This window comes from Roseibium alexandrii DFL-11, assembly GCF_000158095.2.
GTDB classification, from domain to species: domain Bacteria; phylum Pseudomonadota; class Alphaproteobacteria; order Rhizobiales; family Stappiaceae; genus Roseibium; species Roseibium alexandrii.
In genome coordinates, this window is sequence record NZ_CM011002.1 from 5,080,497 (window position 1) to 5,106,813 (window position 26,317).

Sequence of the window (26,317 nt, forward strand, 5' to 3'; positions counted from 1 at the left end):
TTCATGTTTGACATAGTCAACGAATTTGAAAGGGCGGAAACGCTGAAAAGATCGCCGGATCCGTCAATGCGAAGAACCGGTTTGGCGGTCGTGCCAAGCAACAGCTCCTTAATGCAGGTTGCCAGTCCGGACTGCATTTGGTCTTTTCGAGGAGTGAGTTGTGGAGCCGTGAGTTCAATCGGTCGAGATTTGGGCGGTTATGCGAGACTTGGTTTCGAACCCGACCTTCGTAATCTTTCGTTTTTTGTCTTTTAGTTTCAAGAGCGCTTGCTTGATGGATTTCAAACAGTCAATGTTAGTTTTTAGGCGGCTAAGTACGCCGCTTGGGAGAAAGACGAGACTGGGTGTGTCACCCTGTTGAAAAAATAAATGAAATTCTGGGAGGAATTTATATGAAACGGATTGCAACACTTCTTGCATCGGCTGCTGCTGCCGCATTGTTTTCATTTGCCGGTGCCGCGACGGCTCAGGAGTGTCCGCGGGGTGATCTCGATGAGCGTTTCTGCGATGTTGATGGCGATCTGATTGCCGATATTCCGACTGATCCTGCTCAGCAGGTAGATCCGGATACGCTGATCTTTGCTTATACGCCTGTGGAGGATCCGGCTGTTTACAAGGAAGCGTGGTCGGACTTCCTCACACATTTGGAAAAAGAAACTGGCAAGAAGGTTGTTTTCTTCCCGGTTCAGTCAAACGCAGCTCAAATCGAAGCCATGCGTTCTGGCCGTCTGCACATTGCCGGTTTCAACACAGGCTCCAACCCGCTGGCTGTGAATTGCGCTGGTTTCCGCCCCTTCACGATCATGGCTTCGAAAGATGGAAACTTTGGCTACGAGATGGAAATCTTGACCTATCCGGGGTCCGGTATTGAAAAAGTCGAGGACATCAAGGGCAAGCAACTCGCGTTTACGTCGCCAACATCCAACTCCGGTTTCAAGGCGCCATCCGCAATCCTGAAAGCAGACTTCGACATGGAAGCAGAGCGGGATTTCGAGCCAGTTTATTCCGGCAAGCATGACAACTCTATCCTTGGTGTTGCCAACAAGGATTATCCGGCCGCGTCCATTGCGAATTCTGTTCTCTCGCGCATGATCAGCCGGGATGTAATCAAGCCGGACCAAGTTATTTCAATCTACAAGTCACAGACGTTCCCGACGACCGGTTTTGGCACCGCTCACAACCTCACACCGGATCTTCAAGACAAGATCCGCAACGCCTTCTTCAACTTCGAATGGGAAGGCACCAGCCTCCAGGCCGAATTTGAAAAGTCGAATGAAGGTCAGTTCCTGGAGATGACCTACCAGGAATTCTGGGAAGTTATTCGCAAGATCGATGCTGCCAACGGCGTTAGCTACGCTTGCAAATAACGAATATAACAGGCGGCCTTTGATCGAGGGCGCCTGTTTTTCTTTTTGGAATTTTTGAAGGGTAGGGTGCTGCATGCTGCGGCTGAAGAAGCTTGTTAAGACTTACAAGACCGGGGACCAGGCACTTAAAGCGGTCGACTTGGAAATCCCACAGGGCCAGGTCCTGGCCCTCATCGGGCCATCGGGGGCTGGAAAGTCCACCCTGATTCGTTGCATCAACCGGCTGGTGGAGCCGAGCAGTGGCGAAGTGTGGCTGGAGGATACTGAACTCACCAGTCTTTCCTCAGGCGGATTGCGCCGGAAGCGCCGTGAGATGGGGATGATTTTCCAGGAATATGCGTTGGTTGAGCGACTGACGGTGATGGAAAACGTCCTGTCTGGTCGCCTCGGATATGTCGGTTTCTGGCGCAGTTTTACACGTCGCTATCCTCAGGAAAGCGTCGATGAAGCCTTCCGCCTGCTCGATCGCGTTGGACTTCTCGCCATGGCGGACAAGCGCGCCGATGAATTGTCCGGCGGGCAACGCCAAAGGGTTGGGATCTGCCGGGCACTGATTCAAAACCCGAAACTGCTTCTGGTCGATGAACCAACAGCGTCCCTCGATCCAAAAACCTCCCGCCAGATCATGCGTCTCATTTGCGAGCTGTGCGAAGAGCGGGGTCTTGCAGCGATCATCAACATCCACGATGTCGCGCTGGCAAAAATGTTTGTTCAGCGGGTAGTCGGGTTGCGTTTTGGCGCGATCGAGTTTGATGGCCGCCCGGAAGAACTGACGCCAGATGTCCTGACCGCGATCTATGGTGAAGAGGACTGGGAAGCGACAATCGAGAAGGTTGAAGACGAAGATGAAGTTGACCATCCTCATGGCGGTTTCGATGAGAAGGCCGGAGTTTCCGCGCTATGAGCAGTGAACTTGATGCGCTTGTTGGGCGAAAGTGGAAGAAACCTCCCTTTATCAAACGCACCTGGCTGCGATGGACCCTTGGTCTTGGGTTCGTGGCCTACCTGATTGCAGCTTTCATCACCATCGATGTCAATTGGAGCCGGGTTTACGAAGGCCTGGACCGTGGAGCGGCCTTTATCCTGGCTTTCACGTCTCCGGATTTCATCTCACGCGCGACCGACATTCGGGATGGGATACTGGAAAGCATCATCATGACCGTCGCTGCTTCGGTGGTCGGCATTGCGATCTCCATTCCCATAGGACTGGGAGCTGCACGCAATATCGCGCCTTTACCTGTCTATTTGGTGTGTCGTGGCATTGTGGCCATCAGCCGGGCGCTGCAGGAAATTATCGTTGCCATCCTTCTGGTGGCGATTTTTGGTTTCGGCCCGCTGGCGGGTTTCCTGACCTTGAGTTTTGCAACAATCGGTTTTCTGTCAAAACTTCTGGCAGAAGACATTGAAAGTATGGACCGGGTCCAGGCCGAGGCGATCAAGGCCTCTGGTGCGCGCTGGCTGCAATGGATCAACTACGGGGTTCAGCCACAGGTGATGCCTCGCCTTGTCGGACTGAGTATGTACCGCATCGATATCAACTTCCGTGAAAGCGCGATCCTTGGCCTCGTTGGGGCTGGCGGGATCGGCGCAACGCTCAATACGGCGTTCGACCGGTATGAATATGATACGGCCGCTGCAATCCTGATAATCATCATCTTGATCGTTATGGCGCTGGAATATCTGTCCGGCATTATCCGGGCGAAGGTGCAATAATGCCAGTACTTGAGAAAAACGGCCTGAAGGTCTGGCAGCGCCGGACCCAGGGTGAAAGCCTGATGCGCTGGGCGGCCTGGCTGACGGGCACAGCTGTGTTCGTCTATTGCTGGCAGCAGATATCTGAATCCACCACATGGTTCTTTGTCTGGGACGCTCCGCGCATTGCAGAAGATATCTGGAGCCGGGCAACGCCGCCGCGCTGGGAATACATAACTCAGCTCGGTCGTCCGATCTGGGATACGCTCAATATCGCAACGCTTGGAACCTTGATTGCCTTGTGTCTGGCAGTACCGGTGGCCTTTCTTGCCGCTCGCAACACCACCCCATCTGCGACGTTCATTCGCCCAATCGCACTCTTGATCATCGTCTCAACGCGCTCCATCAATTCGCTAATCTGGGCTTTGCTCCTGATCGCGGTCATCGGGCCAGGCGTTCTTGCGGGAGTGGTCGCAATAGCGATCCGGTCTATCGGTTTCTGTGCGAAGCTCATCTACGAGGCGATTGAAGAGATCGATCACACCCAGGTTGAGGCGATAACCGCGACAGGGGCATCCCGGTGGCAGGTAATGGCCTACGGCATCGTTCCACAAATTGCTCCAGCATTTGCTGGTGTTGCTGTGTTCCGCTGGGATATCAATATCCGGGAATCAACGGTCCTTGGACTAGTCGGGGCTGGCGGAATTGGATTGCAGCTGTCTTCCTCGCTCAACGTTTTGGCCTGGCCACAGGTCAGCCTGATCCTGTTAGTCATCCTGGCAGCGGTTGTCTTGAGCGAGTGGGTCTCGGCAAAGGTACGGGAAGCAATTATTTGACCGATATGACATTGGAAGAAGCGTTCGCGGCCTATGAGGCCGCGCGCGCACGTTTGCCTGAAGCGCAAGACGGTGGGGTGTCCACCCGGTGCGTAAATCTCGATGACATTGCAGATCAGTTTGATGTCTTTTTGCTCGACGCATTCGGTGTTCTGAATATCGGGGAGCACGCGATTCCGGGTGTACCTGAACGGGTTGCCGGTCTGCAGGCCAAGGGAAAACGCGTTTTTGTTGTGACAAATGCGGCCGGATATTCAAACGCGACCTTGCTCGCGAAGTATGCCCGCCTCGGGTACACCTTCGCACCTGAGAGTGTCATTTCGAGCCGAATGACACTCCTGCACGCTTTGACCAGTGAGCCAAAGCGGCATTGGGGCGCTATGGTTTCCAAGGCAGCTGGCCTGGCTGATCTAGAAGACATCACTCTCACGCGTTTGGAAGAAGACCGGTCTCCTTACGCAAAGGTGGACGGCTTCTTGTGCCTTGGGGCGGCTGAGTGGACGCAAGAGCGGCAGGCATTGCTAGAAGAGGCCCTTCTAGAGCGTCCAAGGCCGGTGCTTGTTGCCAATCCGGACATTGTCGCACCGCGTGAAAACGGGTTTTCAACGGAGCCTGGAAATTACGCACACCGGCTCGCCGACAAAACCGGTATTGCGCCGAAGTTTTACGGAAAACCGTTCGCCAATATCTATGACCTTGTGTTTGCGCGCCTGGAAAATGATATCGACCGGAGCAGGGTGGTCATGGTTGGCGACAGCCTGCACACAGACATCCTCGGCGCACAAACAGCAGGGATTTCGTCTGCACTAATTTCTGGTTTTGGTTTCTTCGCAGGCGCTGAGGTTCACGCGCCTATTGCCCAATCGGGCATACGCCCCGACTTTGTTCTGGAACGGCCTTGACGCAGGAGTGAGGTGGTAGGGGAAGAGGGACAAGAACCCCCGACACGCGGATTATGATCCGATTGATAAGCGCTTGTGGAGTTTATGGCCATTGGTCTTAGTCGAAAGGTTTCGGTTACGTGAGGTTGGAAATACTCCACTCTATTTGGTCAATTATCCTGAGCAGGGTCATTAGGCGTTAACAAAAAACTGTAACACAACACTGATAGCCGAGACGTCCGGTGCGCTGCCACCGGAACCTTGCGATGAGCAGCTATCCGTGGCCTCACACAAAGCCCAATGAATTAGTCACCCTGCGACAGCTAGGTGTGCAACATGTCTATGCAACGTCAGCTCCGATCACTCAAGCGGCGGGCCTGTGAAGGACATATTGAAGCGTTTTGCAGCCTCGTTGATAGCGGCCATGTCCTCTGGGATCTTGAACTGCCCGGCGGCCATATCTCCGAAAAAGCCTTCAAATCCGCCGGGTGTCAGGATCACCAAGTGCCGACATGGCCCGTCCTCTGTAACCTTAAACGTGTGTTCTGTTCCACGGGGAATGAAGATGCTCTCTCCGGCTTCCGCTGCGTGTTCCACACCGTCCATCCACATGCGACACCTACCGGTTAGTATCACAAAGGTCTCGTCTTCTTGATGGTGTATATGCCTGGGCGGTCCACTGTTTGGCGGCGAAGTGCTATCAACAATACACATGCTCCCACCGGTGTCTTTTGTCGTCAGGATTGTCTTATAAGTGACACCAAGCCATTCGGTAATTTCATTGCTTTGTTTCGATATCACAGTGTCAATTTCCCCTTTTCTTGATCCCAAAGGGAGAAGAAGACTTCCCTCAGGTTAAGTCAAGCGTCTCTGGTGGGCAATGTGGGGCCTACGAAATGGTTCGGTATTTGGCAGGGCTTCGCTGCGAACCGCCTCCGCGATGGTCCTGCGATCCGGATGCACCGAATTGCCAACTTGAATCAAGAGTGTCTAACGTCATTTGAGTTAAGATGAAGGGCATATTGGCGGGAGTGCAAGATGTCGAACGAATTCAGAAAGATCCAGACGCAGGGTGTGCATCACATCACGATTATCGGGGCTGACCGGCAGACGTCTATAGACTTTTGGGAAGGTGTGCTTGGAATGCCCTTTGTCTTCGATCAGCCCAATCTCGACAATCCAGAGGAAGGTCATCTTTATTTCGACCCAGGCGACGGGCGGCTAATCACGATTTTTACCAATGAGGCCCGCAAGCCGGACCCTCAACCGGTGCCGGAGGCGACTGGTTCGCTGCATCACCTTGCCCTAAACGTCAGTCAGGCAACATTCTGGCAGGTCGCGGAACGGCTTGACGCGCGTGGTGTTCCGCATTCCGGTCCGGTAGACCGGGGCTTTATGGATTCAATATATTTCCGCGATCCCCTGGGATTGCGTCTCGAACTTGCCTCATATCGCTTCGAGCCTCCCGAAGGGTGCCGCCACGCGGATGTGATGATCGAGGCACACCGGATTCGGGTTGCTCGCGGTGCCAACAACATCGATAAGGAACACCTTGCCGACGCGATCGAACTGCTTGTCGAGAAGCGACAACAATCGTTGTCGCTCAGCCGGAGTGCGAAAAATCCCTACTGATGCGGCGGTCTCTTATCAACTCGGCGATGCTTGCACAGGTTGGAAGCATCAACACTTTCGAAATAATCTCTAGCACACCCGACGCGCCAGACCCGGGTCGTATTAATCGTGCTTTTCTATTCCGTGTCGATCTGCTGTCGATAGATCCTTGGCATCAGCGGTTGAGAGCGGCCAATTGACCAAGGAAAGTCCGCCATCAGTCGGACCGCATTCCGTTTATGTCAGGTGAGAAGTGGTAGCGGGAGAGGGACTCGAACCCCCGACACGCGGATTATGATTCCGCTGCTCTAACCACCTGAGCTACCCCGCCATCCGATCAGCGGCTTTTCGTTCAAAGCGCTGCGATGTGGGGGAGCTTATAGTGAGGCTGCGCGCAGGCGTCAAGCGTTGAATGCTTGCCTGCGCTCATTCTTTTTGCACGCCGATCAGGCGGCGGAAACCGGGGTTTGCGCTTGTGGAAAATCCACCGCACAGGTGCCGGTGCGCTCGGTCTTGTGGATCCAGCCGCCCCCAAGCACGCGGGCCGTTTCGTCGTCGCTGTCGAAGAAGACGCACGCCTGGCCGGGAGCTACACCCGTCTCGCCGTTGGCAAGATCGACAAAGGCCTTGCCGTTCAATATCCGCAAGGCCGCTGGTGCCGGCGGGCGGGTAGAACGGACTTTGGCGAAGACCTCGATCTCGTCTCCCTCATCAAGCGGCTGATCACCGATCCAGTTCATCTCGCGCAACAGGATTGTACGTGTTGCCAAAGCCTCACGCGGGCCAACGATCACCCGGCGTTCGTCCGCATCGAGCCGCACGACGTAGAGAGGCTCGCCTGTGGCCACACCAATGCCGCGGCGCTGGCCGATTGTGAAGTGGATGATGCCGTTGTGTTCACCCAGGACCCGGCCATCCATATGAACGATTTCACCTGGTTCGGCCGCGTTCGGCCGCAGCTTTCGGATCACCGCGGCATAGTCGCCGTTCGGCACAAAACAGATGTCCTGACTGTCGGGCTTGTTGGCAACCGACAACCCAAACTCTTCGGCAAGGGTGCGGACTTGAGACTTCGGCATGCCGCCCAGCGGGAAGCGGACGAAATCCAGCTGTTCCTGCGTCGTGGCGAACAGGAAGTAGCTCTGATCCCGGTCAAGGTCTGCGGGGCGGAAAAGGGCGCGCTTGTTGCCCTTCGTTGCGGAGCGAACGTAGTGGCCGGTTGCCAAGGCGTCCGCACCAAGATCCCTCGCTGTTTTCAGGAGGTCGGTGAATTTGACGGTCTGGTTGCAGGAGACGCAGGGAATGGGCGTTTCGCCGGCAATGTAGCTGTCGGCAAACCGGTCCATGACCTGTTCCTTGAAACGGCTTTCATAGTCGAGCACGTAGTGCGGGATGCCGATCTTTTCGGCGGCCCGGCGCGCGTCATGAATGTCGACGCCAGCACAGCATGACTTGGTTTTGGCGACGGCGGCACCATGGTCATAGAGCTGCAAGGTCACACCGATGACATCATAGCCTTCGGCGTGCATCATGGCGGCAACCACGGAACTGTCCACGCCGCCGGACATGGCAACGACCACGCGCGTGTCTTCGGGGCGGCCGGGAAGATCCAGACTGTTCAACATGTTCAAAGGCACTTTCAGAAAGTTCGGGCCCTGCCGGTCACAGGCGTTCAGTCTGCGCCGCGTCCGGTCAGCCGGGAAACGCTTGTTTCCTCGGGCCATTTCCAATTGGGGCGCACTATACAGATATGGACGCTGCTTGCCAATCGCGAGCCGTGCGCACCCGGCATGCATTGCCGGAGCGGCAAAGCTTGCCGCGTTGCAGCCGGTTACTGTCAGGTGTGCAGGGTGTAAATGCTATGTGATTCAATGCCTTGTTTGGGTTTTTGAAATTGGCCCGAGGTTTGCTTTCTCAATTCGTGACGCTGTCTGCCCAAATGTGGGCGTATTTTATTGAGGTGCTCTTGTGCTGCCTTTTGGATTGATGACCGATGTGACTGCCGCTTTATCGCCTGCCAATCGTGGCGGTGCGAGTGCTGCTGGACCTATGGGGAAAGCCGAAAGCGGGTTTCGGCAGTTTTCGGATGATCTTCAGGAGACCCTGCAGTCATTGGCGCCTGACAGTGTTGCGCCAGAAGGTGATGCTGGCTCCAGCAGTCAGTCAGCACCGAGCCCGGATGCGCTGAAGGCAGATGCGGCGGAGCTTGCCGGCGATGCTGTTGTGAGTGCAGAAGCTGCTGCGGGTGACGAGACGCTGGAGGCTGGTGCTGTCCTGGCCGATGACCCCGGTGCTGCCATTCCTGGAAGCTTGGTGGAGACTTGGCAGGCTGCTGCTGGTGAAGCCCCTGTCGTCAATGGTGCTGGACCTGTTCCTGCTGCTGAAGATGGCGGATTGGTGGAAGAGGCGGGCCTTCCGCTTGTTCGTCCCGCCGCTGACGGCGATGCAACTGCTGCTGGAAGCCGCAGTGGTGATGTTCAGGGCGAGGCAGTTGCTGCGAGGGCTGGTGCTGCCAGCAAGCCTGGTTTTGCGTCCGCATTAGCTTCTACTGGAACAGGTGCCGCTGGTGCGCCATCTCCAGCCGGGGTGTCCGAGGCGGCCCCTGCCAGCTCTTCACAGGATGTCTCTGATCTCCCGCCTCCGGTGACTCGTCAGCCGACTATCGCTTCGCAGGTTGAGAGCGCTGCCGGTGATGTGGCTGGGCAGGAGGGAAAAGCGGCAGCAACGGTGGTTAAGGCTGCCGATCCGGCAAAGCCGCTATCACCATCATCTGCCGCTGAGGACGGTCTCAGCCGGACAAGTGATGCGCCGATCATTGAGCCAAAGCAGCGGCGATGGCAGGTGAGCCTGCCGCCGGAGTTGCGCTCGCAGTCCGTCATAGTTCAAACGGCACCGCAAAACGTACCGGTTGCTCAGGCTGATGCTTCCAGCGAAGTTCTCGATCCGCTTCAACAAGCGGCGAGGGCTCAAGCTGCAGCGCAGGCCGCCGGGTCCAAGGAGCCTGTTGCAAAGCCTGTGAACACGTCTGCGCAGGCTGGTGCACAAATCAACGCACAGACAGGGACTTCCGCTGCAATCAATAGTCAGCCTGTAGTGGCTCTGCAGGCCGGAGAGGTGTCTGCGGCGCCGGATGAGGCAAGTGTCCGTCAACCGGCTGCGCTTGAGGTTGCAAGACCTGCGCCGATGACCCCGTCGATGCCTCAAGCACAACCGGCCCCAGCGGCAAACATACAGCCCCCTGTGACGTCGATTGCCGTTTCAAACCGGCCGACGAACGCCATCTTGTCGCAGCCCGCAATAGCAGACCAGGGTGGTGCGGATTTGGGTGTTGAAGATCTTGCTGTTGATGTGGACGCTGAACCTGTGCGTTTGGAGCGCAGGCCGTCTGGAGAGATGTCATTCCCAGGGGCAAAAGCACCTTCGGTGAATTCCGCGACGCCGCAACTGCCGGGACTGAGCAGCGGCCAACCGCAGATGTTGGGTATGCAGAGTAGCAGTGGAGCTGGTCAGCAGAGTGCTATCCCCGCGGCTGCTCTTTCAAATGAAATCTTTGCGGATGAGATTCTCCCTGCATCGGCTTTTGAAGCAGAGCTGGGTGCGGATCTTGATTTCACTGCGACTGTGCGCGGCGGTGAGATGCAAGGAGCAGCCCGCACCGAAGCCTTGCAGACGCCAAATCAGGCTCAAAGCTCTCAATTGGCCTCTCAGGTCGCAGTTGAGATGGCACGGAACCTGAAAAATGCGCAGACCCGGTTTCAGATGCGGTTTGATCCTCCCGAGCTCGGGAGAGTTGACGTCAACATGAAGGTTGCAGCGGATGGCAGTGTGCAGGCGCATCTGATTGTTGAGCGTCCCGAAACGCTCGACATGTTCCTGCGGGATCAGCGCGGTCTGGAGCGCGCGCTCGAGGCGGCCGGGCTGAACACCAATTCAGGTGATCTGCAGTTTTCGCTGAAACAAGAGTCTGGACAGCAGTTGGCGTCCCAGGATGACCGGGGGCAGCAAAACGGACAATCCGGCACAGCCAATGCCGAAGCGGATGGCAGCGGGGATGCCTCAGCGGATGAGGCCATGGACGGGCAACTTCTCAGGATGACGCTGGCAGAGCAGCGCGGCGGCCTGGATGTAAGGATTTAATGGGCACCAAGAGTGCCTGAGGAGAGTGTTATGACCTTTTTTTCACCTAGCGCGAGCAGCACAAACAGTACAAGCAGCACAAGTGGAGCGGCGCAATCGTCAAGCCAGTCCAGCACGCAGGCTAGTGAAGCCGGCTTGTCAGCAAACTATGAGCTGTTTCTCAGCATGCTGACCACGCAGATCCAGAATCAGGATCCTCTCGATCCGCTCGATTCTGCCGAATACACCAATCAGCTGGTTCAGTATTCGAATGTTGAGCAGTCTATTCAAACGAACAAGAACCTGGAAGAGATGATCAGTCTGCTGTCGAGCAATCAGTCGTCGGCTTATGTGAACTACATCGGCACCGAAGTGACGGCCGCTGGCGGGACGGCAATGTTCGATAACGGTCAGGCGAGCTGGAAGTATGATGTCTTGGAGGATGCGACCGGGACCGTTGAGATCCTGAATGATGCAGGGCAGACGGTCTACTCTGGGGAAATCCAGCTTAAGGCGGGCGGTGGCACCTACACATGGGATGGGACCACTGATTTGGGCGGCACGGCATCCAAGGGCGCTTACACCATCCAGCTGGATGTTAAAGACAGTGCTGGTACTGCCGAGCCGGCATCCATCGAGGTCTCGGGCGTTGTTGATGAAGTGAATTTCGGCGGAGCTGTTCCGTTCCTGAGGATTGGGGAGATCTCAGTTCCGGTGAGCGCGGTAAAGTCCGTACGGTCTATCTAAATCTCGTTGGCTAAGTAATTTGCCTGGATCTATTGGTTTTGCAGGGTGCCAGTGAAAGCTGGTGCCCTTCATTTTTGCATCTTGGGCACGTTTCACCGCATTGCATTGCAAATTGCACGGCGGAAGGCTTATGGTTAACAAAACCTAATAAGTTTCACTTGTTTTTGAAGTAATGAATTCATCAATCCCTAAATATCATTCACAAATTCCAGATATTATAGTTAATAAAAATCAAATATTGCTTTAGTCGTTTGTTAAGCGTCATTGTGTAGTCTCAAGATGAACCTTGGTCATGGTTAGTGTGAGAGTACAATGACCGAACAAATTCGTTCGCGTGTAAAATATGTCATCGGCCCGGATGGGAGCCCGCTCACGATTGCGGATCTTCCACCTACCTCTACCAAACGCTGGGTTATCCGGCGGAAGGCGGAAGTGGTAGCAGCAGTGCGGGGCGGCCTTTTATCCCTCGAGGAAGCCTGTCAGAGGTACACCCTGACAGTGGAAGAGTTCCTGTCTTGGCAGAGCTCGATCGAAAAACACGGATTGGCAGGGCTTCGCGCAACGCGGATCCAGCAATACCGGAATTGATGGCCTTACAGCCAGAGATATAAACGACCGCATGGGGGCGGTGCGACGAGGTCGGCTTAGCCGGCCTTTTTTGTTGTTCGCTTTTTCGGTAAACTTATCCAAAGGTTAATGAGGTAGGCAGTTTTTCCCCACTTCAGTTGCAAAATGCCTTAGCGAATTTCGCAGAAAACAGCCGACTTACCCGCATTGATAATGTTTTGTTAACTTATTGTTAACCCTCTGGGCGGCAAATTTTGCCGATCAAAGGCATGGCGTGATTTGCCGACTCTGCCGATAAGGGCAAGTGGCAGGCGAAAGATGCGGGCGGGCATTCGTGAACGGACTTATTGAATTCATAAAAACACTGGGACCAGCGCGGATTGCCGCAATGGGCGCCGTTGCGGCGATCCTAGTCGGTGTATTTGCGTTTATCATCTTCCGGGTGACTGCGCCGCAGATGACGACGCTCTACAACGAGCTGACGCTTGAAGACTCGGCAGCGATCGTCTCCCAGCTTGAAAGCCAGGGTGTGCAGTTCAAGTTAGCCCGCGAAGGTGCGTCCATTATGGTGCCGCAGGAGCAAGTCGCGCGTTTGCGGATGCAACTCGCCGCTGAAGGCCTGCCAACAGGCGGTTCCATCGGTTACGAGATTTTCGACCGCTCCGACACGCTCGGAGCGACCAGCTTCGTTCAGAACATCAATCACCTTCGCGCAATGGAAGGCGAGCTGTCGCGTACGATCAGCTCCCTCGACCGGATCCGCTCCGCGCGGGTTCATCTTGTGATCCCTGAGCGCCAGCTGTTCCAGCGTGACCGGCGTCCGCCGTCTGCTTCAATCGTCTTGAATGTGCGCGGAGGTCTGGGGCCCGGTGAAATCCGTGCTGTCCAGCACCTTGTGGCGACGGCAGTTGATGGACTGGATCCCGACAAAGTGTCGATTGTCGATGAATCCGGCCGCTTGCTGGCATCGGGCGCAAGCAGCGATGACGAGGGCATGGTATCTGCCCGGCTGCAGGAACGGTCGACTGCCATCGAAAGCCGCCTGCGCAATCAGGTCGAGGAAATTCTGAATTCTGTTGTCGGACCCGGCCGGGCCCGGGTGCGCGTCAACGCCGACATCGATTTCAATCGTTTGACGGAGACGACAGAGACCTTCGACCCGGAAGGCCAGGTCGTCCGTTCAACCCAGTCGAAGGAAGAGGCGACGTCCAGCACACGCCAGGATGGTCAGGTCACGGTTGGAAACGAACTTCCAAATGCAGATGCCAATCAGAACAACGATGCTGAAGAGCAAGATACGTCTTCGCTGACTGAAGAGATTGTCAATTACGAGATCTCCAGGTCTACACGCACGGAAGTCGTTGAAGCTGGACGCATTACCCGCCTTTCTGTCGCTGTGCTTGTCGATGGCACCTACCAGACCGATGAAGATGGCAATTCGATCTATACCCCACGTGCCCAGGAAGCTCTCGACCGAATTGCTGTGCTGGTGCGCTCAGCTGTGGGGTTTGATGAAGCGCGCGGCGATGTTGTGGAAGTGATTAATCTTCAATTCGCCCTGCCGCCAGAGCTTGATATTGCGGAGCCGGACGGGCTCTTTGATTTTACCCGCTCGGATATCATGCGCTTTGCAGAGCTCGGGGTCCTCTTCCTGATTGCAATTCTGTTGCTCCTCTTCGTCGTCCGCCCACTTCTGCGCCGTATCGTAACACCGGAAGAACGGCAGCCGCAGGAGTTGGTGATCGGCCCAGATGGTACGTTGGTCGCCGATAGCGAAGTGCCGAAGGAAGAAGAGGAAGAAGACGAATTCGTGATCGAGTGGCTGGAGCAGGCGAAACAAGAAGGTGCTCTCCAGGCCAGTTCCATCGCCAAGGTTGGTGAGATGATTTCGGATCATCCGACCGAGGCGGTGAACATTGTCCGTGGTTGGCTAGATGAGCAGGCGGCGTAATGGCAAGCGATCAGCTACAACAACAGCTCACCGTTAGTGTCGATGAGGAAGACCGTGAGCTTAGGGGCGCTGAGCGGGCTGCCGTTTTGCTGCTTGCGCTCGGTGAATCTCATGGCGCTCCGATCTGGAGCAAACTGGATGAGATTGAGGTCCGGCAAGTGTCCGCTGCCATGGCAAACCTCGGGCCGGTCACGCCGACAATGTTGGAGGATCTCTTCAAGGACTTTGTTCGCCGTATCAGTTCAAAGGGCGCGCTGACTGGCAACGTTGATGCGACGGAGCGGTTGCTGTCGACTTTCCTTTCTGGTGACAAAGTCAGTGTCATCATGGAGGAAATCCGGGGGCCTGCGGGGCGGAACATGTGGGAAAAGCTTTCCAATGTTCAGGAGAACGTTCTGGCTAACTATTTGAAGAACGAGTACCCGCAGACCGTTGCGGTGGTCCTGTCGAAAATCAATTCCGATCACGCGGCGCGTGTCCTGGGCATCCTGCCTGAAGAGTTGGCGCTCGAAGTTGTCAGCCGGATGCTGCGTATGGACGCGGTTCAAAAGGAAGTTCTGGAGAAGGTCGAGCAAACTTTGCGCGTGGAATTCATGTCCAACCTGACCAACACTTCGCGCCGGGACAGCCATGAAATGATGGCTGATATCTTCAACAACTTCGACCGGCAAACCGAAGCCCGTTTCCTGGCGGCATTGGAAGAGGACAACCGCGAAGCGGCCGATCGCATCAAGACCCTGATGTTCACCTTCGATGATCTGCTGAAGCTGGACGCGGCAAGTGCGCAGACCTTGTTGCGGCATGTAGAGAAAGATCAGCTGGCGATCGCCCTCAAGGGCTCGACGGACGCAGCACGCGAATTTTTCTTTGGCAATATGTCTTCGCGTGCCGCGAAGCTGTTGCAGGACGATATGGAGGCCTTGGGACCTGTCCGGTTGCGCGATGTAGACGATGCGCAAACAGGAATGGTCAATCAAGCCAAGGATTTAGCTGCTAAGGGTGAGATTATGATCTCGAAATCCAAGGGCGATGAAGAGATCATCTACTAATGCGGCACGAGGCTGGGACATATACGAGATTGGGCACGATGACGAACCCGTCTAAATTTCTGTTCAACACTGACTTCGCGGAGCCCGAAGAGCCCGAAGTTGTTGAGCCGCCGAAGCCGGAAATTCCGATGATGCCGGTCGCCGACCACAAGGCCCAGCTTCAAAAGGCAAAGGCGCAGGCATTTGAAGAAGGTCGGGTTCAGGCGCTCAAGGACCTGCAGACGAAACAAGAGACTTTGTTAACGGAAGAGGTCGGACATCTGGTGGCTGCCGTCGGCCGGGTGCTGGAAACCATCGACGATTCCGTTGCCAATCAGGAAAAGGATGCTGTCGGCCTTGCATTTCTTGTGGCTAGACGCCTCTGCGCACATCTGATTGCCCGGCAGCCACTGGCAGAAACCGTTGCTTTGGTGTCAGAGTGTTTGGGTCCTTTGCGGCGGGCACCCCATCTCGTCATTCGCGTGGCTGAGCGGGACGTGGAAGCGCTTAAGGCCAAGGTCGACCCCATCATTCATGAAAAGGGTTTCGAGGGGCGCCTGGTCATTCTTGGCGAGCCGGAGATTGCGAGAGGCGATTGCCACATCGAGTGGGCGGATGGCGGAATTCGGCGGGACCGCAAAGCTCTTGAAGCTGAAATTGATGGCAGCATCCGCGCGTATTTGAAAGCAGGGCGCACTCCGAAACCGGCTCCGAAGGCCGATGGAGCATCTGAGAAAGACACTGAGGCATGAGTGACGAACAAGACACAAACATCCCTCTGGATGAATTGGAAGCGCCGGACAGAGCCGGTGAACAAGAGGAAATCCCGCACCCTCAATCCGCTGCCGATCTTGAGGCCGTATTCGATGTACCGGTCAGAATCTCGGCAGTCTTGGGGCACTCGAAAATGCATGTTTCGGACCTGTTGAAACTTGCGTCAGGAACGGTGTTGGAACTCGACCGTAAAGTCGGGGAAGCCATCGATATTTATGTGAATGATCGCCTAGTGGCACGTGGAGAGGTTGTTCTCGTTGAGGACAAACTCGGTGTGACCATGACGGAAATCATCAAGACCGATCGATAAAAGAGGGATCGTATGCGTCTGCTGATTGTCGGAACTCTGGGCGGCCAGCTCACTGCAGCGTCGAAGATCGCTATGCAGCGTGGTGCTCAGGTCACGCACGCCGATGACGTCGAAGGAGCACTGAAAGTCCTGCGGTCCGGCCGTGGCGCCGATCTTCTGATGGTTGAGGTTCACCTCGATATCGAAGGTTTGATCGCCAAGCTGCAGACGGAACGGGTTCATGTTCCTGTGGTTGCTTGCGGTGTTGAAACAGATGCACAAGCCGCCGTCTCTGCAATTCGTGCCGGGGCGAAGGAATACATCCCGCTGCCTCCGGACCCGGAGTTGATCGCAGCCGTTCTTGCTGCTGTTGCCCAGGATCGGGGCGACCTGATTTACCGTGATGACGCAATGGCATCTGTTGTGAAGCTGGCGGAACAGGTGGCGCCGTCGGAGGCGTCGGTCTTGATCACGGGGGAATCGGGCACCGGCAAAGAGGTGATTGCCCGGCACGTGCACAAATCCTCCAACCGTGCGTCGAAACCATTCATCTCGATCAACTGCGCGGCTATTCCAGAACATCTTCTTGAGTCCGAGCTGTTCGGACACGAAAAAGGCGCGTTTACAGGCGCCGTAGCCCGTCGGATCGGCAAATTCGAAGAAGCCGATGGTGGTACGCTGCTTCTGGACGAAATCTCTGAAATGGATGTCCGGCTGCAGGCAAAACTGCTGCGGGCGATCCAGGAACGTGTCATCGACCGGGTTGGTGGCACACGTCCTGTACCCGTGAACATTCGCATTCTGGCGACATCGAACCGCGATCTTGCCGAGAGTGTTCGTTCCGGAAGTTTCCGGGAAGATCTGCTCTTCCGCCTGAATGTCGTTAATCTGAAACTGCCGCCCTTACGGGAACGCCCGGCCGATATCATGGAGCTGGCGCAGTTCTTCATTGCCCACTATTCGGAAGCCAATGGCGTGCCGGTCCGCCAGCTTTCTCTGGAAGCGCGGCAGGCACTGATGTCCAATCAATGGCAGGGCAACGTTCGTGAATTGGAAAACACCATGCACCGCGCCATTCTTCTGGCAAGCGGCGCTGAGATCGGTGTGGAAGCCATTCGCATGCCGGACGGTACACCGCTGAGCGCTGCTCGAGGACCTGCAGAACGGGCGGCGCAAACTGCTGAAGCTGTCACCCGGAATTTCGTTGGGCGGACCGTTGCCGACGTGGAGCGGGATCTGATCTTGGACACGCTCGACCACTGTCTTGGGAACCGGACCCATGCGGCAAAAATCCTCGGGATCTCCATCCGAACACTTCGCAACAAACTGAATCAGTACACGGATGAGGGTGTTCAAGTGCCAAGCCCAGGCGAGGCACGGGGCTAATGAAGTATCAGGTTGACATATAAGCAGCCGAATTCGCGTCAGTTTGGAATGGGATCTAAGTCGTAAATGTCAGACACAGCAGCAGGTGGTGGCGGTCCAACCGGACCAAATACCGGGCAGGAGGGCACTTCAGGAGCGCCTTCCGGTGCTGCCGTTTCGGGTTTTCCGACCGTTCGCGAAATCATAGATACGCTGCGAAAGGGCGATGTCGGCCTTGCGACGGGTATTTTGGTGATCCTGACGCTGCTGATCCTGCCGATGCCGCCGGTCATGCTGGACATGTTCCTGGCGGTGTCGATCATTTTCTCGGTCCTCGTCTTGATGACAGGCCTCTTCATTCAAAAGCCGCTTGAGTTTTCGTCCTTCCCAACGGTTCTTCTGATCGCGACCATGTTGCGGCTTGGCCTGAACATTGCCTCCACCCGGCTGATCCTTGCAAATGGCCATGAAGGCACGGCTGCTGCGGGAAATGTCATCCAGTCGTTTGGTAACCTGGTGATGGGCGGCAATTTCGTCATCGGGATTATCGTTTTCGCGATCCTGGTGATCGTGAACTTCGTCGTCATCACCAAGGGTTCGGGCCGTATCGCGGAAGTCGCAGCCCGTTTCACATTGGACGCGATGCCGGGCAAGCAGATGGCGATCGACGCTGATCTGTCTGCCGGGCTTATTGATGAATCGGAGGCCAAAGCCCGCCGTAAGGCGCTGGAAGATGAAAGTTCGTTCTTCGGGGCGATGGACGGTGCTTCGAAGTTCGTCCGCGGTGATGCAATCGCAGGCCTTCTGATCACATTCATCAACATTCTGGGCGGGATCTTCATCGGCGTTGCGCAGATGGATCTGACCTTCTCGGAAGCGGCCAACAACTACACGCTCCTGACCATTGGTGACGGTCTCGTTTCCCAAATTCCGGCGCTAATCGTGTCTACTGCGGCCGGCCTTCTTGTTTCCAAAGCCGGGGTTCATGGAGCCGCCGACAAGGCGCTCACAAGCCAGTTTACCGGCTACCCGAAGGCGCTGGGCATGTCGGCGGCCGTCATGGTGGTGCTTGCCCTGTTGCCGGGCATGCCGATGATCCCGTTCCTGGGCCTGGCAGCCGGCGCTGGGTATCTCGCCTTCAGAGTCGGTGCGAACAAAAAGAAAGAGGAAGCCAAGGCCGCTGTCGTCAAGGCCATCGAAGAAGCGCCGCAGCCGCCGCCGGAGCCGCCAATCACAGATGCGCTCAAGATGGATGAACTGCGGATCGAGCTTGGCTATGCACTGCTGCCGCTGATCAATGGCAAGGCAAGCGGCGATTCTGATGTCCTGACCGAGCAAATCAAGGCCTTGCGGCGCCAGATCGCTGGCGACATGGGCGTGATCATGCCGCCGGTCCGCATCCTCGACAATATTCAGCTTGGAGCAAACGATTACGTTATCAAGGTGAAGGAGGTCGAGGCCGGGCGCGGCATTCTCTATCCAAACCACTTCATGGTCATGGACCCGGCTGGCGGGCAGGTCAAACTGCCGGGCACGCACACCACAGAACCGACCTTTGGACTGCCTGCGACCTGGGTCGAGGCGCAGTACCGCGAAGATGCTTCTTTGCGCGGTTACACCGTTGTGGACCCGGCGACCGTGTTGTCGACGCATCTGACGGAGACCATCAAGAACAACATCAGCGAATTGCTGACCTATGGTGATGTCCAGAAACTCCTGAAAGAACTCAAGGGTGAACAAGCCAAGCTGGTCGAAGACCTGATCCCGTCACAAATCACCGTGTCCGGTGTTCAACGCGTGCTGCAGGCCCTGTTGAACGAACGGATTTCCGTCCGCGATCTCGGCACGATCCTGGAAGGCGTCTCGGAAGCCACCGGCATGACGCGCAACACGGATACGATTGCAGAACACGTCCGCACGCGGCTTGGCCGACAGATCTGTGCAGCCAACCTCGCGGCCGGTGGGTACCTTCCGCTTATTGCCATGTCACCACAATGGGAACAGGCGTTCCTGGAGGCTATCATTGGTGAAGGGGATGACCGTCAACTGGCGATGCAGCCGAGCAAACTGCAGGAGTTCGTCGGGGTGGTCCGTGACGCATTTGAAGAGGCGGCCCAACAGGGCGAGGTTCCTGTTCTTTTGACCTCGCCGCAGACCCGGCCCTTCGTTCGATCCATTGTGGAACGGTTCCGGGCACATACCACGGTCATGAGCCAGGGCGAAGTTCATCCCCGGATCAAACTGAAGACCATCGGATCAATCTAAAACCATCAAATGAGAACGTTGACCCGTGCGGCCACAGCGGTCGGGCTGGCATAGCTGGACTGTGGGGACGAGCTGTTCTGGAGAAAAAACCTCGCCTGCTGGGTTCCCGAGGCGATTGTGATGTTCGTAATGGAAGTTGTGAGCTGCGTTCTCAGATTCTGCGATTTCTGGAGGGAATTTGAGCGCTTTTGTGACCAACCCTCGTTGTAGCTTTTCCAGCGAGCCGTACGCTTGGAGCTGAAACGTTTATGATAGTCACGCTGGATATAATTTCCGACCTTGGGCATTGCGCATCTCTCCTGGATACGCTTTCACCTTCACAAAATATGGTTAACAGCGTGTTAACCGGCATGCGTAATGCATACAAAGAACCTGGGGCTGAATTCGTTCCTGTCGTATCAGCGGCGCTCAAACTTGCATGTTAATGCGGGTGGCGATGGCGGACGGAGTGCTGTAGCCGCCATCGGGATTGTAAAGCCGGACTTTCATCAAGTGGAGCGCCTGCAACTCGTTCGATGCCTGATTGATTCGCAACACCGAGTTCACCAGTTGGGTGGCGATGTGCTGATTTTTTTGAATAGCCCTTGACCGCCGCAGTTTCCAGATTTGGTCGTTTTTCGCCCAAGCCTTTTTGTGAGCATCGCGTGTGCGGAAGAAGTTGTTTTTGAACTTTGAACCAGTGACTGGCATTGCGGCCTCCAACGTTTCGTCAAAGGTGCAATGCGCTCACAGCAGTTAACGGATAGCGCTTGTGTTTGATGCAAAACCGGAGGCATCGAGCGATTCTTGGCTTACGGTTAATCAGCTGATACATGCACTTAGAAAAGTGTTGCTCATTGGAGTTTTTATGCCAAATCCGATTTTGAACCTCGACGGTTATACAGAAGTGCCGGACACAAAAATTGCCGTTGTCGTCACCTATCTGGAAATGACCGAAAGGCCTTCGGAAGCGCTTGCTCCACAGCGCTCTGATATGTCCTTGAAGGCCTGGTCGTCTCCAACGGCTGCTGAGTACAAGGCGCTGTTTAGGGAAGTCGGAGAGAAATGGATCTGGTTTGGACGGTTGATAAAGCCGGACGCGGATCTGGAAACGCTTCTGGCGGAGCCCGCGCGCGAAAACTATCTGCCTGTCCTTGATGGCAAGCCGGTGGGCACGCTGGAGCTGAACTACGCCGATCCGGAGAATGTCGAGCTCGCCTATTTTGGTTTGGTGCCAAGCGCTATTGGTGGCGGTGTTGGCCGGTGGCTGATGGCACAAGCGGTAGAGATGGCCTGGTCGCGGCCTGAAACAAAACGTCTGTGGTTGCACACTTGCACGGCGGACAGTCCCCAAGCGCTGAAGTTTTATCAGTCCTGTGGTTTTAAACCCTACAAACGCGCGATCGAAGTGGCGGATGATCCGCGGGGGCTCGGATTATATGCCAGTGAAACCGCGCCGCATGTTCCTTGTCTGATGGGCCAGAACTGATCGCTGCATCTTCGATCAAGCACTCTTTTTGACCCGCTCCGGAAACGCATGGGCGATCGCCTGCCGGTTTGCGTCCAGAACACCGCGTTCGGTGATCAGGCCGGTCACGAGATGGGCGGGGGTGACGTCGAAGGCTGGATTGCCCACTTCGGAGCCCTCCGCAACTATTTGGACGGTCTCCAGCGCGCCGGTGGCCGTGCGGCCCGTAATCCAGCTGACTTCATCCCCATTGCGTTCCTCAATCGGAATATCGCGCACGCCGTCGGATAGGGAAAAGTCGATGGTGGGCGAGGGGAGCGCAACGTAAAACGGCACATTATTGTCCTTGGCTGCCAGCGCCTTCAAGTATGTGCCGATCTTGTTGCAGACATCCCCGGTGGCTGTTGTCCGATCTGTACCGGTAATGACAATGTCGACCTCTCCATGCTGCATCAGGTGACCGCCGGCATTGTCTGCAATGACCGTGTGAGGCACCCCGTGGTGGCCCAGTTCCCAAGCCGTCAAGAAGGCCCCCTGGTTCCGTGGCCGGGTTTCATCCACCCAGACATGCACCGGTATGCCGCCGTCATGGGCCATGTAGATCGGCGCGGTCGCAGTGCCCCAATCGACCGTTGCCAGCCATCCGGCATTGCAGTGGGTCAAGATGTTGACGGGTTCGCCGGTGCGTTTGGTCTGGGCAAGTGCGGCGATCAACGCCATGCCGTGCATACCGATCGAGAGGTTGATCGCGATATCCTCATCGCAAATTTCATTTGCGAGGGCGTATGCAGCTTCAGCCCTGTTTTGCGACGGGACCTTGATCAGGGATCTGCGGCAACGATCCAGCGCCCAGTTGAGATTGACCGCTGTAGGACGTGTTTCCAGAAGCACGGTGCAAGCGGCCAGCAGAGAGATATCAGACGGGTCTTCGCGCATGGCAAGTGCCACGCCATATGCAGCCGTTGCGCCAATGAGCGGCGCGCCGCGCACTTGCATGACCCGAATCGCATGCGCTGCTTGGGCCATCGTGCGCAGTTGAACGGTCTCAAAGGCAAATGGAAACTTCGTTTGGTCGATGATCTCGACCGTGACACCGTCCTCTGCGAGCCAGATCGTCCGGTACCTCTTTCCGTCAACATTCATGCCGGTGTCTCCCAAAAAACCGGAATTCCCTTTGAATAACGCAACATGTTGGCGCAAACCAGCCAGTGATCGCTGGTCACTAGGGTAAATATCGCTTAACCTTTGTTAACCATCTTTGCGCGATTGGCAGTGGATACACGGCAAAGAGGAATGGCGTCAAAGCCATACGCGGTTAAGACTCGATTAAGACTTGGTCGAACCGATGAGAAAACTGGAGCTGGTACTCAATGGCTGAAATGCAGGACAACGTGGTTCCGCACACGCGCATGCGATCCCTGCGCGATGCCATCCGCAAGGTGCAGCTGGGCGAAGTGGAACGCTCGGATGTGGTTGTTGAGCTGCAGGACACCGAACGTGCCCGGCTCGACATGCTGGCCGATGAGCTGAAAGATGTTTTTCGGGAAATCCCGGAAGATGACGATCAGTTTTCCCTGCAGATCATTTCCGGTTCGACACCGCGGCTCTGGATTGATGCAACCAGCCATGTAGCCGTCGCAGGGGATCGCCGCACTTACCGGTTCCTGAAAGACACACGGCTCGGCCGGGTCGTCATTCTGGAGACCGCCAATATCGACGACATGGCTGATTGCCTGACCGAGTATATCGCGGAGCGCGTTCTGGAGCGCGAGAAGGCTCTTGAAGGCGACTGGCTGAACAACCGTTTGCGTCAGGTGGCGATGGAATCAAAAGTGGTCCGGGTCAAGGAGAGCCACACACCTTGGCTGCCTGTCGCTGGTGCATTTGGGATTGGTCTCGCGCTTGGCATTGTCGGTCTGATCGGCTTTGCCTGGTTCGCCAATCCTCTGTGACACATGACGTAACGCTAGTGATACTGAAACTTTTCGAGGCATTGTTCGGAGAACAAATTTAACTCCGTCAAACGTTTCATCATTGTCATGTGTTCAGAAGTCATGGCTAATCTGTATCCAGCTGAATCAATGAATTGAGCGATCTCGTCGATGATGCTCTCCGGGATCCTCTTGCGAAACACTTTTGAATCGCAAGAATAATTTATTATCGCTTCGATATCATTTGTGTGTTCGAAGGTTTGTTCTGCCAGCTTGGTTGGTTCTTGAAGTATTTTCCTGATTTCGATTGCAGCTGTATCGCCTGCGAGGAAACCGTCTGCCAACGACCCGAGGATAAATGAGATTTTGTCGAGTGGCTTACCATTCAATCCTTCGAGGTAATTTGTGTCCGTTAAACGGAAGCCCGCATTGCCCGGTACATAAGTGGTTGTAACACTCTTTGGTTCGATGCTAGAGAATTGATCTATTATTTGTTTGTCATATTTTTCTTCCCAGCTCCCAAATAGGCTAACCGATGATAGGTGGCTGTAGCCAACGCTTGCAACGAAGAGGGCTACCGGGCAGATAATCAACAATGTCCTGAAACTGAAGTTCACCTTAAATCCTAGTTTTTATTATGTTTGTCTAAATCTAGAGTTGCATATGTTGGTTAAGTATTTTTGAAATTTTAGCCAGCGAGCTTACGCAAGTTGTGTTTCTAAGTTGAGGGTACAGCAATGTCCCGTTGCGAAAGAGGTTTTACAGGGCCGCCACTTTCGTCATACCCGTGTTCTTCCATTTGGCAGGTCCAGCCATCGTTTTCCCGGGCAATAGAAAACAAATTGTAGCGCGCTGCCGGTTTGTGACCGCCCGGTGCGCTGGTTGCTGACGGCACGCCAATGACAGGAACCGGACCGTTCGGCCCCTCGATATTTTCAAAACTATCGATATGCGTGTGACCGTGCAGGATCAGTTCGGCTCCGGCGCGCTTGACCACAGTCCGCAGCCGGGAAGCATCAGAAAGGCGTTTGTGCCATTTTGTTGCGTTCTTGAACGGCGGGTGGTGAATGAGGACAACGCGAAATAGCTTTTCTTCCGCGAGTTCCTCCAAAATCGCCCTCAAGCGGCGGGTTTGCTTTGTTCCAACGCGCCCGGAGGCAAACCATGGCGCGGTTGCCCGGCCTGTGGTGACACCGATGATCGCGATATCGCCGCGCTTGCGCACGTAAGGAAATGTTGCTTCTGAACCGACTTTTTCAGACGGAACATCGTCTTCGCCATCGCCGCGCATATAGGGCCACCATGCGGTTCGGGCCTTTTTGACCGCACCGCGGACATACGCATCGTGATTGCCAGGGACCACGGAAACCTGATCCGGTGCGCCCAACTCGTCCAGCCACGCACGGGCGCCGCTGATTTCAAGGGGGAGCGCGATGTTGACGAGGTCACCGGTGACGGCGATGTGGTCCGGCGCTTGTGCCTTCATATCCTCGATCAATTGTTCCAGGTGATTGCCGCCCATGATTTTGGAACGGTTGCGCTGCCAGTTCAGATAACCGAGCAAACGCTTAGAAAACAACTGAAGGAGCTTGGGGTCGGGAAGGGGACCCAAATGGGGATCGGAGAGATGCGCAAGCTTGAACATGGGGGCGCATCATCAAAGCAAAAAGCGCCGCGTCAAGGAAAAATGAGCGGCGCCAAGCGGATAGTCTGCGAATGGTCGTTGGGAGTGGATTACTTCGCAGATTTTGTTTGTGGTTTTGTCTGCCGAGGGGCTGAGCCCTGGGTCTGACCGGTCCGGGTACCTTCGCGGAGGCTGGCTCCAACTACATGCACAAATCCAAACATGGCACAGAATCCAACTTGGCCGACAACTGTTAGATCAGTTGGTCGGGAACGTGGTCAGAGATGCAGCGATCCGCGGATTGCTGGTGTCGATAGCCGGTTTCCACTGGTAGTTCCGGCGACGCTTCTGAAAAAGAGTCTTGAACATAACGCTGTCCTTTGAGTTGTTAGGGGTGGGCAATCGATTGCCCTAATCGTCATCAATCTGCCTTTTATATAGGCGTGCGGTGCACAAAGGAGGAGCGTTATTCCTTCGGGGCTGCCCTGCAAGGATTGCATGGGTTAACGAAGCGTTCCCAAAGGCTTACAAAATGTGGACAAGACGGCGGTTTCTACGCGTCGTCCTGCCTATTCTACAATAGTTTGCATAGAGCTGACCTTCAGAGCGTGCCCAGCTTAAGCTGCTGCCGTGAACCGGTCTCTGTCATGCGGCTCCATAAATTCGAGATCCGGCCCAACCGGCACGATACGGTGTGGATTGATTGTTTCGTGCGAGCCGAAATAGTGGTGTTTGATGGTCGCCATATCGACCGTCCCGGCAACACCCGGATACTGATAGAGTTCCCGCAAGTAATTGAAGAGGTTCGGGTAATCCGCAATTCGCCGGATGTTACACTTGAAATGTGTGACGTAGACCGGGTCAAAGCGTACGAGCGTTGTAAACAGGCGCCAATCGGCTTCAGTCAGGACATCGCCTGCAAGATAGCGCTGCTTTGACAGGCGGGCCTCCAGATCGTCCAGCGTTTCGAAAAGCGCTGTAACAGCTTCCTCGTATGCCTCTTGTGTTGTGGCAAACCCGGACTTGTAAACACCGTTGTTGACGGTGTGATAGATACGCTCGTTGACCTCATCTATCTCAGGGCGCAGGTCTTGCGGATAATAGTCGGTCGTTGAACCGGTCAGGTGATCGAACTCGGTGTTGAACATCCTAATGATTTCCGCCGACTCGTTGCTGACAATGGTCTGATGGTGTTTGTCCCAAAGGATGGGGACCGTGGCCCGGCCTGAATAGGTCGGGTCTGCCTTGACGTAGACCTGCCAGGCGTAGTTCGCGTCGGTGAGCGGCTCCGCTTCCCCAAACTCCCAACCGTTTTCCAGCATGAGCGGCTGGACAGCGGAAACAGAAATGTACTCGTTCAGGCCTTTCAGAGTCCGGAAGATCAAGGTCCGGTGGGCCCACGGGCAGGCATAGGAGACAAACAGGTGATACCGTCCAGCTTCGGCCTTGAAACCGCCGTCGCCCGTTGGACCGGGCCTCCCGTCTTTCGTGATGAAATTCCGGAATGCGGCGTCCTTGCGCACGAATCGCCCGCCTGTTGATTTGGTGTCATACCACTGATCGTGCCACACGCCGTCGACGAGCGTTCCCATACCGGTCTCCTTCGAGTTTTGGTCTCCAGTATAGCTTGTGCCGTGATGGCAAATTTCAATCAACTGAATGGACTGTCCCTGTCCGGTGAACAATTGGATGTGCGCAAAAACGTGGTCTTTCCCGTCAAAAAGTTCTGGACCGGCAGGAGTTATGCGTGGTAGGCGCTAGCCTCTGTTTGAAACAGCGCGCAGAGTCCATCTGCGCAGCGCGTAAGGAATTTCGGGATTGATGAG

General features: G+C 55.6%; 24 protein-coding genes and 1 tRNA gene. 17 read left to right on the forward strand and 8 right to left on the reverse strand.

Annotated features, from left to right (window positions below; all coding sequences use genetic code 11):
- The first annotated feature begins 392 nt into the window (after nt 1-392).
- The 5 genes from phnD to SADFL11_RS23430 all read left to right on the forward strand — a co-directional run bounded on the left by phnD (nt 393) and on the right by SADFL11_RS23430 (nt 4,797).
- Nucleotides 393-1,367, forward strand: coding sequence for a phosphate/phosphite/phosphonate ABC transporter substrate-binding protein (gene phnD, locus SADFL11_RS23410; protein WP_008194079.1), 975 nt, complete (start codon nt 393-395; stop codon nt 1,365-1,367).
- Nucleotides 1,368-1,440: 73 nt separating this feature from the next.
- On the forward strand, nt 1,441-2,271 hold the full coding sequence (gene phnC, locus SADFL11_RS23415) for a phosphonate ABC transporter ATP-binding protein (RefSeq protein WP_008188742.1): 831 nt from the start codon (nt 1,441-1,443) through the stop codon (nt 2,269-2,271).
- A complete protein-coding gene (phnE, locus tag SADFL11_RS23420; RefSeq protein WP_008195865.1) occupies nt 2,268-3,080 on the forward strand; it encodes a phosphonate ABC transporter, permease protein PhnE in 813 nt (270 codons plus the stop codon). Before phnC ends, phnE (SADFL11_RS23420) begins: the two co-directional genes overlap by 4 nt.
- Nucleotides 3,080-3,895, forward strand: coding sequence for a phosphonate ABC transporter, permease protein PhnE (gene phnE, locus SADFL11_RS23425; protein WP_008196823.1), 816 nt, complete (start codon nt 3,080-3,082; stop codon nt 3,893-3,895). The genes phnE (SADFL11_RS23420) and phnE (SADFL11_RS23425) overlap by 1 nt, the downstream gene beginning before the upstream one ends.
- A gap of 5 nt (nt 3,896-3,900) precedes the next feature.
- Nucleotides 3,901-4,797 (forward strand): TIGR01459 family HAD-type hydrolase, encoded by an 897-nt coding sequence (locus SADFL11_RS23430; RefSeq protein ID WP_008193104.1) that lies wholly within the window; start codon nt 3,901-3,903, stop codon nt 4,795-4,797.
- A gap of 339 nt (nt 4,798-5,136) precedes the next feature.
- Here SADFL11_RS23430 and SADFL11_RS23435 read toward each other — a convergent pair whose 3' ends face one another.
- Nucleotides 5,137-5,490, reverse strand: a complete 354-nt coding sequence (locus SADFL11_RS23435; protein ID WP_081450620.1) for a cupin domain-containing protein — start codon at nt 5,488-5,490, stop codon at nt 5,137-5,139.
- Between the two features lie 324 nt (nt 5,491-5,814).
- Between SADFL11_RS23435 and SADFL11_RS23440 the strand changes: the two genes are divergently transcribed.
- Nucleotides 5,815-6,408: a VOC family protein gene (locus tag SADFL11_RS23440; protein ID WP_040450913.1), complete on the forward strand. Its 594-nt coding sequence runs from the start codon at nt 5,815-5,817 to the stop codon at nt 6,406-6,408.
- A 233-nt stretch (nt 6,409-6,641) separates the two neighbouring features.
- Here SADFL11_RS23440 and SADFL11_RS23445 read toward each other — a convergent pair.
- Nucleotides 6,642-6,718: transfer RNA gene (locus SADFL11_RS23445), tRNA-Met, on the reverse strand.
- A gap of 115 nt (nt 6,719-6,833) precedes the next feature.
- Nucleotides 6,834-8,012 carry a tRNA 2-thiouridine(34) synthase MnmA gene (mnmA, locus tag SADFL11_RS23450; RefSeq protein ID WP_040452421.1) on the reverse strand — a complete coding sequence of 393 codons (1,179 nt, stop codon included), beginning with the start codon at nt 8,010-8,012 and terminating at the stop codon, nt 6,834-6,836.
- Nucleotides 8,013-8,373: 361 nt separating this feature from the next.
- Between mnmA and SADFL11_RS23455 the strand changes: the two genes are divergently transcribed.
- From SADFL11_RS23455 to flhA, 9 genes are all read left to right on the forward strand, one after another.
- Nucleotides 8,374-10,524: a flagellar hook-length control protein FliK gene (locus SADFL11_RS23455; protein ID WP_008197197.1), complete on the forward strand. Its 2,151-nt coding sequence runs from the start codon at nt 8,374-8,376 to the stop codon at nt 10,522-10,524.
- Between the two features lie 30 nt (nt 10,525-10,554).
- Nucleotides 10,555-11,250: a flagellar hook assembly protein FlgD gene (locus SADFL11_RS23460; protein ID WP_081450490.1), complete on the forward strand. Its 696-nt coding sequence runs from the start codon at nt 10,555-10,557 to the stop codon at nt 11,248-11,250.
- A gap of 312 nt (nt 11,251-11,562) precedes the next feature.
- Complete coding sequence (sciP, locus tag SADFL11_RS23465; RefSeq protein ID WP_008194991.1) at nt 11,563-11,838, forward strand: CtrA inhibitor SciP; 276 nt, start codon at nt 11,563-11,565, stop codon at nt 11,836-11,838.
- A 313-nt stretch (nt 11,839-12,151) separates the two neighbouring features.
- Nucleotides 12,152-13,768, forward strand: coding sequence for a flagellar basal-body MS-ring/collar protein FliF (fliF, locus tag SADFL11_RS23470; protein ID WP_008192598.1), 1,617 nt, complete (start codon nt 12,152-12,154; stop codon nt 13,766-13,768).
- Nucleotides 13,768-14,817: a flagellar motor switch protein FliG gene (fliG, locus tag SADFL11_RS23475; RefSeq protein ID WP_008195818.1), complete on the forward strand. Its 1,050-nt coding sequence runs from the start codon at nt 13,768-13,770 to the stop codon at nt 14,815-14,817. The genes fliF and fliG overlap by 1 nt, the downstream gene beginning before the upstream one ends.
- Nucleotides 14,818-14,855: 38 nt before the next feature.
- Nucleotides 14,856-15,548, forward strand: coding sequence for a FliH/SctL family protein (locus tag SADFL11_RS23480; RefSeq protein ID WP_209002693.1), 693 nt, complete (start codon nt 14,856-14,858; stop codon nt 15,546-15,548).
- Entirely contained in the window at nt 15,545-15,880 is a 336-nt protein-coding gene (gene fliN, locus SADFL11_RS23485; protein ID WP_008192134.1) for a flagellar motor switch protein FliN, read from the forward strand. The genes SADFL11_RS23480 and fliN overlap by 4 nt, the downstream gene beginning before the upstream one ends.
- A gap of 12 nt (nt 15,881-15,892) precedes the next feature.
- Nucleotides 15,893-17,245, forward strand: coding sequence for a sigma-54-dependent transcriptional regulator FlbD (flbD, locus tag SADFL11_RS23490; protein ID WP_008190040.1), 1,353 nt, complete (start codon nt 15,893-15,895; stop codon nt 17,243-17,245).
- Nucleotides 17,246-17,311: 66 nt separating this feature from the next.
- The gene (flhA, locus tag SADFL11_RS23495; RefSeq protein WP_008196663.1) at nt 17,312-19,489 is read left to right on the forward strand and encodes a flagellar biosynthesis protein FlhA; all 2,178 of its coding nucleotides are present in this window, start codon (nt 17,312-17,314) and stop codon (nt 19,487-19,489) included.
- A gap of 408 nt (nt 19,490-19,897) precedes the next feature.
- On the opposite strand, the gene SADFL11_RS23500 is transcribed toward flhA, so the two are convergent.
- Complete coding sequence (locus tag SADFL11_RS23500) at nt 19,898-20,191, reverse strand: hypothetical protein (protein WP_008190017.1); 294 nt, start codon at nt 20,189-20,191, stop codon at nt 19,898-19,900.
- 145 nt (nt 20,192-20,336) lie between these two features.
- On the opposite strand from SADFL11_RS23500, the gene SADFL11_RS23505 reads away from it, so the two are divergent.
- Complete coding sequence (locus SADFL11_RS23505) at nt 20,337-20,957, forward strand: GNAT family N-acetyltransferase (RefSeq protein WP_040450910.1); 621 nt, start codon at nt 20,337-20,339, stop codon at nt 20,955-20,957.
- 15 nt (nt 20,958-20,972) lie between these two features.
- On the opposite strand, the gene mtnA is transcribed toward SADFL11_RS23505, so the two are convergent.
- Nucleotides 20,973-22,079: an S-methyl-5-thioribose-1-phosphate isomerase gene (gene mtnA / locus SADFL11_RS23510; RefSeq protein WP_040450909.1), complete on the reverse strand. Its 1,107-nt coding sequence runs from the start codon at nt 22,077-22,079 to the stop codon at nt 20,973-20,975.
- A gap of 227 nt (nt 22,080-22,306) precedes the next feature.
- Here mtnA and SADFL11_RS23515 point away from each other — a divergent pair, with 227 nt between their 5' ends.
- On the forward strand, nt 22,307-22,888 hold the full coding sequence (locus SADFL11_RS23515) for a hypothetical protein (protein ID WP_008192007.1): 582 nt from the start codon (nt 22,307-22,309) through the stop codon (nt 22,886-22,888).
- A 14-nt stretch (nt 22,889-22,902) separates the two neighbouring features.
- Here the strand turns inward: SADFL11_RS23515 and SADFL11_RS23520 are convergent, their stop codons facing one another.
- From SADFL11_RS23520 to SADFL11_RS23530, 3 genes are all read right to left on the reverse strand, one after another.
- Nucleotides 22,903-23,484, reverse strand: a complete 582-nt coding sequence (locus SADFL11_RS23520) for a hypothetical protein (protein ID WP_040450908.1) — start codon at nt 23,482-23,484, stop codon at nt 22,903-22,905.
- 101 nt (nt 23,485-23,585) lie between these two features.
- The gene (locus SADFL11_RS23525) at nt 23,586-24,512 is read right to left on the reverse strand and encodes a metallophosphoesterase family protein (protein WP_008189840.1); all 927 of its coding nucleotides are present in this window, start codon (nt 24,510-24,512) and stop codon (nt 23,586-23,588) included.
- A 596-nt stretch (nt 24,513-25,108) separates the two neighbouring features.
- A complete protein-coding gene (locus SADFL11_RS23530) occupies nt 25,109-26,083 on the reverse strand; it encodes a glutathione S-transferase family protein (protein ID WP_008192238.1) in 975 nt (324 codons plus the stop codon).
- Between the last annotated feature and the right edge of the window lie 234 nt (nt 26,084-26,317).

Excerpts from the sequence above, each read along its gene's own strand:
- fliN (WP_008192134.1), top strand. The coding sequence starts at position 15,545 with ATGAGTGACGAACAAGACACAAACATCCCTCTGGATGAATTGGAAGCG.
- mnmA (WP_040452421.1), bottom strand. The coding sequence starts at position 8,012 with ATGTTGAACAGTCTGGATCTTCCCGGCCGCCCCGAAGACACGCGCGTG.
- SADFL11_RS23515 (WP_008192007.1), top strand. The coding sequence starts at position 22,307 with ATGGCTGAAATGCAGGACAACGTGGTTCCGCACACGCGCATGCGATCC.
- phnD (WP_008194079.1), top strand. The coding sequence starts at position 393 with ATGAAACGGATTGCAACACTTCTTGCATCGGCTGCTGCTGCCGCATTG.
- phnC (WP_008188742.1), top strand. The coding sequence starts at position 1,441 with ATGCTGCGGCTGAAGAAGCTTGTTAAGACTTACAAGACCGGGGACCAG.
- SADFL11_RS23530 (WP_008192238.1), bottom strand. The coding sequence starts at position 26,083 with ATGGGAACGCTCGTCGACGGCGTGTGGCACGATCAGTGGTATGACACC.
- fliG (WP_008195818.1), top strand. The coding sequence starts at position 13,768 with ATGGCAAGCGATCAGCTACAACAACAGCTCACCGTTAGTGTCGATGAG.
- SADFL11_RS23435 (WP_081450620.1), bottom strand. The coding sequence starts at position 5,490 with ATGTGTATTGTTGATAGCACTTCGCCGCCAAACAGTGGACCGCCCAGG.
- SADFL11_RS23430 (WP_008193104.1), top strand. The coding sequence starts at position 3,901 with ATGACATTGGAAGAAGCGTTCGCGGCCTATGAGGCCGCGCGCGCACGT.
- mtnA (WP_040450909.1), bottom strand. The coding sequence starts at position 22,079 with ATGAATGTTGACGGAAAGAGGTACCGGACGATCTGGCTCGCAGAGGAC.
- sciP (WP_008194991.1), top strand. The coding sequence starts at position 11,563 with ATGACCGAACAAATTCGTTCGCGTGTAAAATATGTCATCGGCCCGGAT.
- SADFL11_RS23460 (WP_081450490.1), top strand. The coding sequence starts at position 10,555 with ATGACCTTTTTTTCACCTAGCGCGAGCAGCACAAACAGTACAAGCAGC.
- phnE (WP_008196823.1), top strand. The coding sequence starts at position 3,080 with ATGCCAGTACTTGAGAAAAACGGCCTGAAGGTCTGGCAGCGCCGGACC.
- flbD (WP_008190040.1), top strand. The coding sequence starts at position 15,893 with ATGCGTCTGCTGATTGTCGGAACTCTGGGCGGCCAGCTCACTGCAGCG.
- flhA (WP_008196663.1), top strand. The coding sequence starts at position 17,312 with ATGTCAGACACAGCAGCAGGTGGTGGCGGTCCAACCGGACCAAATACC.
- phnE (WP_008195865.1), top strand. The coding sequence starts at position 2,268 with ATGAGCAGTGAACTTGATGCGCTTGTTGGGCGAAAGTGGAAGAAACCT.
- SADFL11_RS23455 (WP_008197197.1), top strand. The coding sequence starts at position 8,374 with ATGACCGATGTGACTGCCGCTTTATCGCCTGCCAATCGTGGCGGTGCG.
- SADFL11_RS23440 (WP_040450913.1), top strand. The coding sequence starts at position 5,815 with ATGTCGAACGAATTCAGAAAGATCCAGACGCAGGGTGTGCATCACATC.
- SADFL11_RS23525 (WP_008189840.1), bottom strand. The coding sequence starts at position 24,512 with ATGTTCAAGCTTGCGCATCTCTCCGATCCCCATTTGGGTCCCCTTCCC.
- SADFL11_RS23480 (WP_209002693.1), top strand. The coding sequence starts at position 14,856 with ATGACGAACCCGTCTAAATTTCTGTTCAACACTGACTTCGCGGAGCCC.
- SADFL11_RS23505 (WP_040450910.1), top strand. The coding sequence starts at position 20,337 with ATGCCAAATCCGATTTTGAACCTCGACGGTTATACAGAAGTGCCGGAC.